Annotated in this window: 14 protein-coding genes; 6 read left to right on the top strand and 8 right to left on the bottom strand. The window is 43.6% G+C overall.

Going from position 1 to position 12,682, the window contains the following annotated elements:
• Window positions 1-107: 107 nt before the first annotated feature.
• Window positions 108-1,406, bottom strand: coding sequence for an O-acetylhomoserine aminocarboxypropyltransferase/cysteine synthase family protein (locus DW015_RS02515; RefSeq protein WP_117903962.1), 1,299 nt, complete (start codon window positions 1,404-1,406; stop codon window positions 108-110).
• 644 nt (window positions 1,407-2,050) lie between these two features.
• On the opposite strand from DW015_RS02515, the gene DW015_RS02510 reads away from it, so the two are divergent.
• Window positions 2,051-2,626 carry a biotin transporter BioY gene (locus tag DW015_RS02510; protein WP_117903960.1) on the top strand — a complete coding sequence of 192 codons (576 nt, stop codon included), beginning with the start codon at window positions 2,051-2,053 and terminating at the stop codon, window positions 2,624-2,626.
• The gene (locus DW015_RS02505; protein ID WP_117903958.1) at window positions 2,607-3,038 is read left to right on the top strand and encodes a DUF1284 domain-containing protein; all 432 of its coding nucleotides are present in this window, start codon (window positions 2,607-2,609) and stop codon (window positions 3,036-3,038) included. The genes DW015_RS02510 and DW015_RS02505 overlap by 20 nt, the downstream gene beginning before the upstream one ends.
• 74 nt (window positions 3,039-3,112) lie before the next feature.
• Here DW015_RS02505 and DW015_RS02500 read toward each other — a convergent pair whose 3' ends face one another.
• From DW015_RS02500 to DW015_RS02470, 7 genes are all read right to left on the bottom strand, one after another.
• Window positions 3,113-3,541 (bottom strand): thioesterase family protein, encoded by a 429-nt coding sequence (locus tag DW015_RS02500; protein WP_117903956.1) that lies wholly within the window; start codon window positions 3,539-3,541, stop codon window positions 3,113-3,115.
• Window positions 3,542-3,636: 95 nt separating this feature from the next.
• Entirely contained in the window at window positions 3,637-4,770 is a 1,134-nt protein-coding gene (locus DW015_RS02495) for a DHHW family protein (protein ID WP_117903954.1), read from the bottom strand.
• 15 nt (window positions 4,771-4,785) lie between these two features.
• Window positions 4,786-6,201 (bottom strand): MBOAT family protein, encoded by a 1,416-nt coding sequence (locus DW015_RS02490; protein ID WP_117903952.1) that lies wholly within the window; start codon window positions 6,199-6,201, stop codon window positions 4,786-4,788.
• Window positions 6,202-6,214: 13 nt separating this feature from the next.
• The gene (locus DW015_RS02485; protein WP_117903950.1) at window positions 6,215-6,730 is read right to left on the bottom strand and encodes a DUF4358 domain-containing protein; all 516 of its coding nucleotides are present in this window, start codon (window positions 6,728-6,730) and stop codon (window positions 6,215-6,217) included.
• 17 nt (window positions 6,731-6,747) lie between these two features.
• Window positions 6,748-7,587 (bottom strand): GDSL-type esterase/lipase family protein, encoded by an 840-nt coding sequence (locus DW015_RS02480; RefSeq protein ID WP_207659346.1) that lies wholly within the window; start codon window positions 7,585-7,587, stop codon window positions 6,748-6,750.
• Between the two features lie 237 nt (window positions 7,588-7,824).
• Window positions 7,825-8,733, bottom strand: coding sequence for a nucleotidyltransferase (locus tag DW015_RS02475; protein ID WP_117903946.1), 909 nt, complete (start codon window positions 8,731-8,733; stop codon window positions 7,825-7,827).
• Window positions 8,734-8,778: 45 nt separating this feature from the next.
• Entirely contained in the window at window positions 8,779-9,306 is a 528-nt protein-coding gene (locus tag DW015_RS02470; protein WP_117903944.1) for a hypothetical protein, read from the bottom strand.
• Window positions 9,307-9,539: 233 nt separating this feature from the next.
• Between DW015_RS02470 and DW015_RS02465 the strand changes: the two genes are divergently transcribed.
• The 4 genes from DW015_RS02465 (at window position 9,540) to coaD (ending at window position 12,669) form a co-directional block, all read left to right on the top strand.
• Window positions 9,540-10,304, top strand: a complete 765-nt coding sequence (locus DW015_RS02465) for an SDR family oxidoreductase (protein ID WP_117903942.1) — start codon at window positions 9,540-9,542, stop codon at window positions 10,302-10,304.
• Window positions 10,305-10,499: 195 nt separating this feature from the next.
• Window positions 10,500-11,435 carry an NPXTG-anchored protein gene (locus DW015_RS02460; protein WP_117903940.1) on the top strand — a complete coding sequence of 312 codons (936 nt, stop codon included), beginning with the start codon at window positions 10,500-10,502 and terminating at the stop codon, window positions 11,433-11,435.
• A 176-nt stretch (window positions 11,436-11,611) separates the two neighbouring features.
• Window positions 11,612-12,166 (top strand): 16S rRNA (guanine(966)-N(2))-methyltransferase RsmD, encoded by a 555-nt coding sequence (gene rsmD / locus DW015_RS02455; protein ID WP_038670722.1) that lies wholly within the window; start codon window positions 11,612-11,614, stop codon window positions 12,164-12,166.
• Window positions 12,166-12,669: a pantetheine-phosphate adenylyltransferase gene (gene coaD / locus DW015_RS02450; RefSeq protein ID WP_022288083.1), complete on the top strand. Its 504-nt coding sequence runs from the start codon at window positions 12,166-12,168 to the stop codon at window positions 12,667-12,669. The genes rsmD and coaD overlap by 1 nt, the downstream gene beginning before the upstream one ends.
• The last annotated feature ends 13 nt before the right edge of the window (window positions 12,670-12,682 follow it).

The raw sequence follows: 12,682 nt of genomic DNA, 5'->3' as shown, positions 1-12,682 counted from the left end.
TGCTTTTTTATGGGTACAGAAACGGCTGACAAGCTTTTCGCCTGTCAGCCGTTTCTATATTGAGGTCTGTATTTTTAGGTAAAAACCGTAATGGCAAAAGGTTTTTATTAGATAGCGTCGAATGCTTCGCTGAGATCGTAGATGATATCGTCGATATGCTCTGTACCGATAGAAAGTCTGATAGTGTTTGGCTTGATGCCCTGATCTGCAAGCTCTGCTTCGTTAAGCTCTGCGTGTGTTGTTGATGCCGGGTGGATAACCAGTGACTTAACGTCTGCTACGTTTGCAAGGAGTGAGAAGAGTTTCAGGTGGTCGATGAAGTTCTGAGCTGTCTTTGCGTCGCCCTTTATCTCGAATGTGAAGATAGAACCACCGCCGTTAGGGAAATACTTCTTGTAAAGTGCCTGCTGGCTTGGATCGTCTGATACTGAAGGGTGATTTACCTTTTCTACCTTTGGGTGCTTGTTAAGGAAGTCAACTACCTTAAGTGCGTTCTCAACATGACGTTCAACTCTCAGCGAAAGTGTTTCAAGACCCTGCAGGAAGATGAATGCGTGGATAGGTGAAAGTGTTGCACCTGTATCACGGAGAAGGATCGCACGGATACGAGTTACAAATGCTGCGCCAGGGGCTGCGTCTGCAAAGCTAACACCGTGGTAGCTTGGGTTTGGCTCTGTGAGCTGTGGGAACTTGCCTGACTTCTTCCAGTCAAACTTGCCGCTTTCAACGATAACGCCGCCGATTGTTGTGCCGTGACCGCCGATAAACTTTGTTGCAGAATGGATAACGATATCTGCGCCGTACTCGATAGGTCTTACGAGATATGGAGTAGCGAATGTGCTGTCAACGAGAAGTGGGATATTGTGTGCGTGTGCGATATTTGCGATAGCTTCAATATCAACTACGTCTGAGTTAGGGTTGCCAAGAGTTTCGATATAGAGAGCCTTTGTGTTCTCCTTGATAGCCTTTTCAAAGTCAGCTGGGTCAAGCGGATCGACAAATGTTGTTGTGATGCCGTAATCAACAAGAGTGTGTGCAAGCAGGTTATATGTGCCGCCATAGATGTTCTTTGCAGCTACGATATGATCGCCTGCAAGGGCTACGTTCTCGATAGCGTATGTTACTGCTGCTGCGCCTGATGCAACTGCAAGAGCTGCTGTGCCGCCCTCGAGAGCTGCGATACGTCTTTCAAAAACGTCCTCAGTTGGGTTTGTAAGTCTGCCGTAGATGTTGCCTGCGTCCTTAAGAGCGAATCTGTCAGCGGCATGCTGTGAGTTATGGAAAACGTATGATGATGTCTGATAAATAGGAACAGCTCTTGCATCTGTTACAGAGTCTGCTGTTTCCTGACCAACGTGGAGCTGGAGTGTTTCAAATTTAAGATTTCTTTCGTTTATTGCGCTCATTTTAAATTACCTCTTTCATTAAATTGATGTTTTTTAAATCCGATAAAAATTTTTGATACTGAACTTTCTGCTGATCTTAACAGCAACACATACAGCACATACACATTCGTGAATCGTACGTTGTTTTCAGTTTCAGTATTTTTACATTCATTTTCAACGCCTCATTTCAAATTCATATTAATCCTAGTCGTTTAGTATGTTTTAGCGTATCTATACTATACCACACCCATAGAGGAATGTCAATAGGTTTAAGATGATTTTTTGCATTTTTGTGAAAACTGATATTAATTCTATCGATTTAGTAGGATTTAAGGGCAAAATGCACAAGGGGAAGTGAGAAATGAGGAATGAGGAATTGGCAAAGCTGAACAGAGTTGTGCTCAAGTACGAAGTAAAAGACAGCACCGAGTGTAGCGATTTTGCGGTGGTAGGAAGTTGCCCGAAATATTGTAGGGGGCGACGCCCTCGGTGTCCCGTTCGGAAGGGAAATGCCGTGTTTTCGCTGTTTGTTATTAAATTTGTATAAAAGTATCGTTTACCGACGCTTTATAATTGTATACCGAAATAAATATTTTTGGTTGACAATAGGTTCGGTATGTGATACAATATTAATTGTCAAATAAAAAGTAAAGGATAGGTTTACAATGAATAACAATGCTAAAAACAAAACAAAACAGATAGTTGGTATCGGTCTGATGACAGCTATAATCGCTGTGCTTTCGCAGATAACTATTCCGCTTCCTACTCACGTTCCTGTTACGCTCCAGACTTTCGCTGTGGCTCTGGCAGGATATTTTCTCGGCTGGAAGGGCGGTGCTGTGTCTGCTCTGGTCTATGGTCTGCTGGGCGCTATCGGTGTGCCCGTGTTCGCAGGCTGGTCAGGCGGTTTCTCCGTTATCGTAGGATATACAGGTGGATTCATTTACGGATTTATCGTTATGGCTCTTCTTTGCGGTCTTGGCGCAAAGTTCTGCTCTGACAAGATAAGCGGTAAGGTCATCGCTATCGTGCTTGGTATCGCAGGTCTTGCTTGCGACCACCTGCTCGGTGCTATCCAGTACGCTGTCGTTGCTAATATCTCTATTGGCAAGTCTATACTTCTTGTTTCTGTTCCTTATCTTATAAAGGACATTATCTCTGTTGTTGCTGCTTACCTTATCAGCATCGAGCTTGTAAGCAGACTTGCAAAGACAGGTTGCTATGCTTACAAGAGAGCCTGAGCTTAGATTTCATCATCTGCTGTGCCTGCCGCTTTTTCAGGGAAAAGGCTACAGTGACGGTTTTTCGGTGAATATGCAGTCTGTGAAAGACAGATTGGAGAGCGAGGACACTGCGGTGCGGTTTGTGTGCAGCGGAGATATGATATGTCAGCACTGCCCAAACAGGACGGAGGACGGTTGTTTGCTTGACGGCTGTGGCGGAACGGTGGCACAGAAAGACAGCGAGGTTTGCAGACTTTCTGAGATAAAATGTCACTCAGTGGAGAATTATCGCAGTGCGCTGACAAGGCTGAGAAGCAAAATGGATAAAAAGGCATTTGATATACTATGCTCGGAATGCCGCTGGGCAAAGCTTGGTTTGTGCAGCTTTGAAAAGTGGCGTGAGGGCGTTGATGGATTGCTTTCTTCGTGACAGGTCACGTCTGTCATTTTTTACACATAAGTACAGCTCCTGAGAAGAAACTCGGGAGCTGTACATTTTTTTGCTTATTCTTCACTTGCCTGATATGCGGATAGGAATTTCTCGTAGATATCGGGATAATGTTTTTTTAGTCTTACAGGCTTAAGGTCGGAGGTGGTGAAGCAGTGGGAGGTGTGGGCAAGGCAGGCTGTTTTCTGAGTGGTAAGGTCAAAGACCTCGTAGTCAAGCTCGTAGGCACAGCCGTTGAACTTTGACAGCTTACAGCGTACTTCAAACTCATCACCGAAACGGACGGGATATTTATAGTGTGTTTCCACGGAAAGCACTGGGGAAACTATGCCACGTTTTTCTATTTCGTGGAAAGGGCAGCCAAGCTGTTCCATAAGGTCAACACGGGCTTCCTCAAGCCAACGGACGTAATTTGAATGGTGGATTATATCCATGCGGTCTGTTTCATAATAAAAGGCTTTTCTTTTGTAGGGGGTAAGTGTCATTTTATGTCCTTCTTTCTGTGGGTTTGATGTTGACGTTATATATGGGTGTGATAAAAATAGCGGGCGACCAATGGCCGCCCCTAATTGTTGCTGAATTATTCAAGCCAGATGAAGTTGTTGTCGGTGTTCACAAAGTCCATATTATAAAGGAAAATGACCTTTGTTATGCCGTTGTCTTTTACATACTCGCTGACTGTTTTATCCATGATGTGGTAATAACGCATATCTATCATTGTGATGTGCTTATACTTGTCGGCAAAGTATGGCATAACTGTGTTTGCGTAGCTGTCCTTTATAATAAGGACGTGTTCATCGCTTTCGCCGTTTGTTTCTATTTCCGTGAGGGCAAAGTTTCCGCCCATGAATGTGGAGTATTTATCCTTTTTGTTCTTGAATGAATCGTCAAAAAGGGTGTCGGTCTGTTTATTTTCTTCAACATAATTTACCTTTACGCTGTTGTCAGGGTTGGTGTAGAAGTGCATTTCGTCAGCAGCGGAGAAGTCTGTTGGGGCTTTTGAATAAAGTGTGCCATGAAAGTCCTTTACAGTTTCTATATTGTAGGATACCTGTGGGATATCTTCATTCATGGCTGTCATAAGTGCGTCAAATCCCACTTTTGCGCCCTCGGCTGTCCAGTGGTGGTCGGTCTTATAGAAAACCTGCGTGGACTTTGCGGCGTCTTTGAGCTGGTCATATGGGAAGCAGAGGTTTATCCTGTCGCTGAGGATAGAACTTATATACTTTTCGCTTTCAAGCTGATCGTCGGTCTGTGTGACCGCAGGGAGCTTGTCTGACATAACGGAAACTGCATTCGGCACAAGAAGAAAGCTTACGTCGACGGATTTATCGAGGCTGTCAGCAAAATCGTTAAGACAGCTTATGTTTTTCTCGATAAGAGGTCTGTTTTCCTGATAGTCTTGGAGATAATAGCCGTCTTTGCCGAAATAAACGCCGTTTTGATAGTTTTTGAGAAGCGTGCGGTCGGTGACTGTTTTAAGACTCACAAGCTGGTCTTTCATGAATATCTGATCGGACATATAGCTTTCGATATCCGATGTGAACTCGCCTTTTTCAAGCTTTTTCCACGAAAACTCAGGGGCTTGCTGGAGATAGCGGTTCTCATTTTCGGAGAACTCACGGTCCTCGGAAATGAAGCTTGCCACTGCAAAGCCGAATATGAACAGCAGAAAGCACACTATCATAATATAGTTTTTAAGTTGTTTTTTCATATCTGCCGTCCTCCTTTAAAATCTGAAATACAGGAACGGATTGAATGAATTACCTGCAAGGTAGGCGGTGGAAACTGCCAAAAGTGTTAATGCGAACAGCGGTTGGAGTATACAGCCGCATATCTCAGGACATTTGGTTTGAAGTTTCAGGCAGAGCTTTTTTGGAAGCTGTGTTGAAGCTAACACAAGTATCACTATTGTTACTGCATACTGTGCGAGCCAGAACACTGTTTGGTGATTTATGAGAGGAAGTCCCCCTGCACCGAACATATTTTTGAAGTTCTGTGTGAGCTTGCCGAAATCTTCATAGGAGAATATTCCCCAGCCTATGACTATAAAAAGAAGTGCGTAGATATGCTGGAAAAATGCAGGTATCTTTTTCAGGGCTTTGCCCAAGAAAAGCTTTTCACATAGGAGTATCACACCGAAGTACACGCCCCATAGCATAAAGTTCCAGTTTGCACCGTGCCAGAAGCCTGTGAGAAACCACACTATCATGATGTTAAGGCACTGTCTTGCTTTGCCCTTGCGGTTACCGCCAAGTGGGATATAGACATAATCTCTGAACCAGCTTGAAAGGGACATATGCCAGCGTCTCCAGAAGTCTGTGATAGAGGTGGAGATGTAAGGGTAGTTGAAGTTCTCGAGAAAGTCGAAGCCGAACATTTTGCCAAGACCTATCGCCATATCGGAATAGCCTGAGAAGTCAAAGTATATTTGGAATGTATAGGCTATTATGCCCAGCCAGCTTGCGGCAACGCTCAGTTCGGATTGTGCCGAGTTTGAGATAGTGTCGAAAAGCTCGCCGATAGTATTTGCGAGAATGACTTTTTTGCCAAGACCTATGGAAAATCTCCACACACCTTGTGCAAAATGCTCTATGCTCTCGTTACGCTTTTTGAGCTGTTCCGCAACGTCGATGTATCTTACGATAGGACCTGCGATAAGCTGTGGGAAAAGGGCAACATAGGTGGCAAGGTCAAGGAAGTTCTTCTGACTTCTTACTTCGCCTTTATAAACGTCGATAACGTAGGAAAGGGTCTGGAAGCTGTAGAATGAGATACCGATAGGGAGGGCAAGACCCAAGGTCTTTATCTGCGTGCCGAAAATGCTGTTTGCCGCACCAATGAAAAAGTCGGTATATTTAAAAAACAGAAGAAGCCCGATGTTCCACACAACCGCTCCTATCATTGCGATGAGCGGAGTGTATTTTTTTGCGTTTTTACGCTGTTTGTCTGCCAATAGTCCTGTTATATATGCAACGATAGTGGAAGCTATCATGAGGACGATATAAACAGGTTCGCCCCATGCGTAAAACACAAGGCTGAAGATAAACAGCACCAGATTGCGTGTTATGCGTGGGACGATATAATACGTTATCAGTACAATAGGCAGGAAAGCGAACAGAAATGTTGTACTTGAAAAAAGCATATATTTATTACTCCTAGCCTATTATCTCTTTTGCTTTATCGTTGTCGTTTGAAAGACAGAGGTAAACATAATTGCCGTTGGTTACAAGAACAGGGTCACCCAGCTTTGTCATTTCCTCCGGAACATAGTTTTCAAAAACCCTTTTCTGGCTTTCGACTCTTGCTGTAAGTGTATCTGCGATAGCCTTTGCACTGTCTGCGTCCTTGGCTTCAAAGCAGTCTATCTCCTCGGCTGTTCCTCCTGATGAGCTTACATAGACCTTAGCCTTTGTATAGCTGTCTGCTGATATTCCGATTATCTTTTCTATCTTTGCTTCGTCAAGCTCTGCAAGCTCGTCCTTGAACTCTATGCCGTCCTTGAGCTTGTCCGCAACGGCTGTTACGTCAACGCTTTCGTTTGTCTGAGCGGCTGCCGCTGAGTTTGCGGAGTTTGCTGTGCTGCTGTCGGAGCCTGAGCCGCAGCCTGTGAGTGCCGCTGTGCCAATGCACATAACTGCCATAAGAGTGCAGAGTATTTTCTTTGTTTTCATAATTCTTCTTTCCTTTCTTATGTGTTGTCGATTATATAGTTGAGCCACTTGTCGCAGTATTCGCTCATAAGGTGTATTCCGTCTGAGGAGGCTTCCTCCGGAAGAGTGCCGTCTGCGCCTGCTACAGCGGAGGTACAGTCAAGATAATTTATACCTGTCTGCTGTGCCACCTCTGAGATAGCCTGATTGAATGTGGCTACATTTGTGTTATTTATGGCGTCGCCCTGTAAGCTTCTTGAAGCTGTTACAGGGAGGATAGATTCAGCATAGATAACAGCGTCAGGCTGTATCTCCTGAATTTTTGTGATAAGCTGTGTATAATAATCCTTGAAGGTGTCGATATAAGGCCAGCCAAGCTCGTTAGTGCCGAGGTTTATATACACTCTGCCATATTGTCTTTCTCCAAGAGCGTCGATAACAGTGCCTGCATTGCCGTTTGAAAGGGTGATGTTCTGTTCTGTCATAACGGTGTCGATGTGCATTCCCACAGAGCAAAGGAATGTTGCTTTTGGTTTATCGCAGTTGTTTTGCAGACCAACTGTTCGTGAGTCGCCTATGAAAACTGCGTCGGAAAGGTCGTCGGCATCATCATGGTCAACTGAGCTGTCAGTAAGGCTTTCGTCTATGCCACTCTCATCGATCATGCTTTCTGCCTGAGAAGAGTTGTCTGCATTGCTCTCGGAGCTTTCGTTCTCTGCCACAGAGCTTGAAGCTGACATCTTCTTTGCTTCCACAGCCCTGCTGTTGCCGCTTCCTGCATGGAAGCCCCATATTGCCGCAAATGCTATGCACACAAGACAACTCAATGACACTATGCTTTGCTGTGCTGTGGCTCTCTTTTTTCTTATATTTTTCAAATTGCTACCGTGTTGGCTCTCCATTATACTACCTCTTATATTATCTCTCTTGACCTGCAAAAATGCAGATCTGTTTCAAAGATTATCATAACACATTTTACAGCCTTTTTCAAGTGCTTTTTAGTCGAATTAAGGATTTTCTTCACTTTTTACAAACAGACGCAAAAAAGTCGGGAGAATTTGTTCTGCCCGACTTATTGTTGACAATTTATTCTGTATTATTTGTTTGTTTGAGTTTTATTTCCAAAGCTTTTCAGGATAAACGCCAGCCTCTATAAGCTTTGCGATATCGGCTTTAACGGTTGGCTTATCCTCTTTATATGTAACGCCGAACCACTTATCGTGAGTTTCCAGAAGCTTGCAGTCTGCAACACCTGTTTTTATCATTGTATCGATACCCGCAGGGAGGAGAAACTCCGCTGTCAGGCTGTCTTTATTTTCTTTCATAAAGTCTGTGAACATACCATTGAGCTTATCTATAAAGCCGTCAGGGCAAGCCCACATATTCATTGACACATAGCAGTTCTCGTCAAGCTCGGCTGTTTCTTCCTTGCCTGAATAGACCTTGCCGTCATTATCACGGCGGATATTGTAGGTTTCAACAACGTCTGTGAGCATAGAGTCTTTCACTTCACAGACGCCTCTGTTCACTGCACCGAAGTCGCTTAGAGTGTTTTTCAGTATGAAGCCTGCCATGCCGAGATGAAGCTTTTTGCGATCTGAGTTTTCATTGCAGAGAAAATCGTGGAGCTTCACAAAAGCTTCCTTGCCGTAAAAATCATCAGCGTTTATTACTGCGAAAGGCTCATTTATAACGCCCTTGCAACAGCAGACTGCGTGACCGTGACCCCACGGCTTAACACGTCCCTCAGGTACGGAATAGCCCTCCGGAAGGCAGTCAAGCTCTTGATAAACGTAATCTATCTTGACGTATTTTGAGATACGGTCGCCTATCATTTTATCAAAGGCATCACGGATATCCTTTCTTATAATGAATACGACCTTGTCAAAGCCTGCCTCAACGGCGTCATAGATAGAATAATCCATTATTATTTCACCGTTTGGTCCGAAAGGTTCAAGCTGTTTTATGCCGCCTTTGAAGCGACTTCCAAGACCTGCGGCAAGTATGCAAAGGGTACAACTCATAATTTTTTATCTCCTTGTTCTCTGGTTTATATTTTTTGATTTTTATCAGAATAAGTGCATACGGTTATCTTCAAATTTTATCCCGCACTTTTTCACCCAAGCTATAAAAAGCTCGGAGTTATCCTTTTCCCATGGAAAAGTCAGGACTTTTTTGCCTGATGAATACACTTCGACTCTCTCTAACCATTTTGTGCATTTAACATGAGATATCTCATCGCTTGACCAACAGTTTCCGTTATAGAACAGTTTTTTGCCCATAACTGAAATAATGGGACTATTCTTTTCCTTGACCGTTGTCACAACTACAAGGACGATTATCAAGCCTATAAAGCACCAAAAAACGATATCTCCGGCAGACATCGACCCATTCGGGTTTCCGACATAGCGGCGTAAGAAAAATCTTATGCCATATATCAGCGCGAAAGCTGCTATGGCGGCAAATATTTTAACTGTGCTGCTGCTTTTGCCTATCTCAAAGTTTACGTCAGACATATCAGGCTGACAGTTTTGAAAAGCTGAATTTTCTTTTGCGAGCTTTTCGAGCTTTATATTGCCCATTTGATAGTTATTCATAAATTCTCCCTACAACTTTCAAGTTTAATTTTATTCTATTTCTTAAAATTATATTAACATTATGCCATACTTTAAAGTAAATGTCAAGAGATTTTGACATTTTTATTCAGTTTTTTGCGATGCTTTTCTGCGTATTTTACATCTTTCTTACACTTGACAGGGTGATACTAATGTGATATACTGATATGACAAAAATCAAATAATATCCCTGAAAAGGGCGGAGGATGATATAAATGGCTAAGACGGCTTTGGTAACAGGCGCAAGCTCGGGAATTGGCAGAGAGATAGCGAGAGATCTATCTGCAAGGGGCTTTCGTGTGATACTCAGCGCAAGACGTGAGGAAAGACTCAGAGAGCTTGCGAAGGAGCTTGGTGACAATACAAGGGTGATAGTTTGCGACGTTTCCGACAGGGAAGAATGTCTGCGGCTTTATGAGGAAACAAAGAGCGAGAAGATATCAGTGCTTGTGAACTGCGCAGGCTTTGGTGCAGTGGGCAGCTTTGACAAGCTCCCTCTGGACACTGAGCTTAAAATGATAGACACCAACGTTACGGCGGTGCATATGCTTACAAAGCTGTTTTTGAAAGACTTTGTTGCCGCTGACAGGGGTTATATAATGAATATAGCTTCCTCAGCAGGTCTTATGTATGGCGGTCCTATGATGGCAACGTACTATGCTTCAAAGGCTTATGTTGTGAGCCTTACCAGCGCAATATATGAGGAGTTGAGGGTGAGAAACAGCAGGGTACACGTTTGTGCGGTATGCCCGGGTCCTGTGGATACGGAGTTCAATGACGTTGCAAACTGCAAGTTCGGCGTAAGCTCCATAACACCGCAGTTTTGTGCAAAAAAGGCTCTTGAGGGAATGTTCGGCAGAAAACTCATCATTATCCCTGAGAAGTCTATAAAGGCACTTTATGCAGGGTCTAAATTTGCTCCTAGAGGTATCGTGCTGAAAGTGACCGGAAAGGTGCAGAAGAAAAAGCTTGATAAATGACGGTTTAGTATTTTTACATAAGATAAAAAAGTTTTGTAAAGTGCGGAAATTGGGCTATACTTCTAAAAATCAATAGTACAAATTGTTGTGATTGCATAAGAAAACGTTATCATATTTGGTAAATCGGCCGATTGAATTTTTTCGGAAAATAAAGTACAATGTAAGTAAAGTTATTTAAGAAAGGAAGTTTTAGAAATGAAACTTACAAAGATTTTCGCAGGCATGGCTGCAGCAGCTATAGCTGCAACAGCTATGGCAGTAACAGCTTTCGCTGCTGATTCAACAGCTTACAACTATCTGTTCATCGCTACAGATATCCCATGTGAGTACAACGATAACGATGAGGCTCTTGTAAATGGTCAGGTCGTTACTTGTAAGGATCTTAAGGTAAAGATCGGTTCACAGGAGTTTAACGTAAGTGCTGCTCCTGGCAAGTCTGATTCAGACAAGCTCTGCTTCCAGATCATCAACAAGTGGAACAGCAAGTTCACATCAGAGATCACTGACTACACTGTAGCAGGCGCTGGTGAGTACATCACTATTGACTTCACAATTGAAGGTCTTGGTGACACAACAGGCAATGCTGGTGTATCTTTCCAAGCTGACGGCACTTGGGATTTCAGAAATCCAGATGACAAAGAAAAGGATAAGGTTGCACAGCCAGCTTACTTCCCTAACAAGTGCGTAGGTATCGCAGGCGGCGCAGGTGGATTCGACACAAACGTTGACTGCCAGGATACTGCTATCAACGGCGACGGCTCTTACACAATTTCTATCGCTCAGTCAGGTACTGTAAACGCTGAGGCTCAGAAGTTCGATGACGGCTCAACAAATGAGGGCTGGATATGGGCTGCTAACGCTGTTCCTGTTGCTCCTGCTACTTCTGGCACAGATTCAAACAGCAAAAAGGATGATTCCAAGACAGATTCTAAGTCTGACAGCAAGACTGATTCAAAGGCTAACAGCACAGCCGCAACAACTTCTTCAAAGACTGGTACAACAGGCACAACAACTGCTACATCTTCAAGCGCAGCTTCTGACAAAACAGCAGCTACAGGCGCAACAGCAGGTATCGCTCTTGCAGGTATCGCTCTCGCAGGTGCAGCTATCGTAGTTTCTAAGAGAAAGTAATCTTAACTGAGGACTTGTTTCTTAGGGTACATAATTAAAATAACTAAAGGGACTTCCGCTGTGAAGTCCCTTTTTGTGTGCGGTATAAAAAATAAAAAAATATCGGCGAATAGTCTAGACAAATGGTAATTAATATAGTATAATGATTGTATACTTTTATTTTGGAGTTATTTTTTATGAGAGTTATTACAGGTTCATGCAGAGGAAAAAAGCTTAAAACTTTGGAGTCGTTGGACACAAGACCAACTACAGATATGGTAAAAGAGGCTGTTTTTTCCATTATTCAGTTTGATGTACCAGCAAGCTCGGTGCTTGACCTTTTTGCAGGCAGCGGTCAAATGGGTATAGAGGCTCTCAGCCGTGGGGCTAGTCACTGCGTTTTCGTAGACAGCAATCCTGAGGCTGTGGCTATCGTCAAGGATAATGTGGATTCATGCGGTTTCAATAAGGAATCCCGTGTGCTTTGCATGGATAGTCTGGAATATCTTAAAGTTGCCAAAGCCGGGCTTGATATAGTTTTTATCGACCCGCCTTACAGAATGGGCATAGTTGAAAAGGCCTTGGAGCTTGTGGAGAGCAAGCTCAATGATGGTGCTATCATTGTGTGCGAGCATGAAAAGGAGCTTGAGCTTGGAGAAAGCTACGGCAGACTTAAGCTTCATAAGAGATATAAATACGGTAAGACCGCTTTGACGGTCTATAAGATACCAATGAAAGAAGTGGACTATTGATGCGTATCGCTGTTTGCCCGGGAAGCTTTGACCCTGTTACGCTGGGTCATCTGGATATAATCGACAGAGCTTCAAAGCTTTTCGATAAGGTGATAGTGTTGGTGTCCTTTAACGCTAATAAATCAAGGGCTGCTTTCACACCTACAGAAAGAATGGAAATGATAATCGAGGTCACAAAGCACCTTGATAATGTGGTGGTGGATTGTTATAACGGTCTGCTGGCGGATTATCTGCAAAAGACGGGAGCTAATGCTATCGTAAAGGGACTTAGGGCTGTGTCTGACTTTGAGTATGAGTTCCAGATGGCTCTTGCAAATAAAAAGCTTTACAATGACGCTGAAACGGTGTTTCTCACCACTACGGGAGAGAATATGTTCCTTTCGTCAAGCGTTGTAAAGGAGATCGCAAGCTTCGGCGGAGATATCACAGGCTTTGTGCCGAAACAGATACAGAGCAAGATCACTGACAGGCTCTATAAGCCTGCCAATAATATAGATCAGTAATGAAAGGGTGTTT

The sequence above is a fragment of the Ruminococcus sp. AF37-20 genome, from assembly GCF_003460465.1.
Taxonomy (GTDB): Bacteria; Bacillota; Clostridia; order Oscillospirales; family Ruminococcaceae; genus Hominimerdicola; species Hominimerdicola aceti.
The sequence above is the reverse complement of the archived record's forward strand: the minus strand, read 5'-3'. Positions and strand labels throughout refer to the sequence as shown.

Bases quoted from the DNA above. Each gene is read 5' to 3' on its own strand.
- DW015_RS02475 (WP_117903946.1), bottom strand. From the start codon at position 8,733: ATGAGTTGTACCCTTTGCATACTTGCCGCAGGTCTTGGAAGTCGCTTC.
- rsmD (WP_038670722.1), top strand. From the start codon at position 11,612: ATGAGAGTTATTACAGGTTCATGCAGAGGAAAAAAGCTTAAAACTTTG.
- DW015_RS02460 (WP_117903940.1), top strand. From the start codon at position 10,500: ATGAAACTTACAAAGATTTTCGCAGGCATGGCTGCAGCAGCTATAGCT.
- DW015_RS02505 (WP_117903958.1), top strand. From the start codon at position 2,607: ATGCTTACAAGAGAGCCTGAGCTTAGATTTCATCATCTGCTGTGCCTG.
- DW015_RS02500 (WP_117903956.1), bottom strand. From the start codon at position 3,541: ATGACACTTACCCCCTACAAAAGAAAAGCCTTTTATTATGAAACAGAC.
- DW015_RS02465 (WP_117903942.1), top strand. From the start codon at position 9,540: ATGGCTAAGACGGCTTTGGTAACAGGCGCAAGCTCGGGAATTGGCAGA.
- DW015_RS02485 (WP_117903950.1), bottom strand. From the start codon at position 6,730: ATGAAAACAAAGAAAATACTCTGCACTCTTATGGCAGTTATGTGCATT.
- DW015_RS02515 (WP_117903962.1), bottom strand. From the start codon at position 1,406: ATGAGCGCAATAAACGAAAGAAATCTTAAATTTGAAACACTCCAGCTC.
- coaD (WP_022288083.1), top strand. From the start codon at position 12,166: ATGCGTATCGCTGTTTGCCCGGGAAGCTTTGACCCTGTTACGCTGGGT.
- DW015_RS02490 (WP_117903952.1), bottom strand. From the start codon at position 6,201: ATGCTTTTTTCAAGTACAACATTTCTGTTCGCTTTCCTGCCTATTGTA.
- DW015_RS02470 (WP_117903944.1), bottom strand. From the start codon at position 9,306: ATGAATAACTATCAAATGGGCAATATAAAGCTCGAAAAGCTCGCAAAA.
- DW015_RS02510 (WP_117903960.1), top strand. From the start codon at position 2,051: ATGAATAACAATGCTAAAAACAAAACAAAACAGATAGTTGGTATCGGT.
- DW015_RS02495 (WP_117903954.1), bottom strand. From the start codon at position 4,770: ATGAAAAAACAACTTAAAAACTATATTATGATAGTGTGCTTTCTGCTG.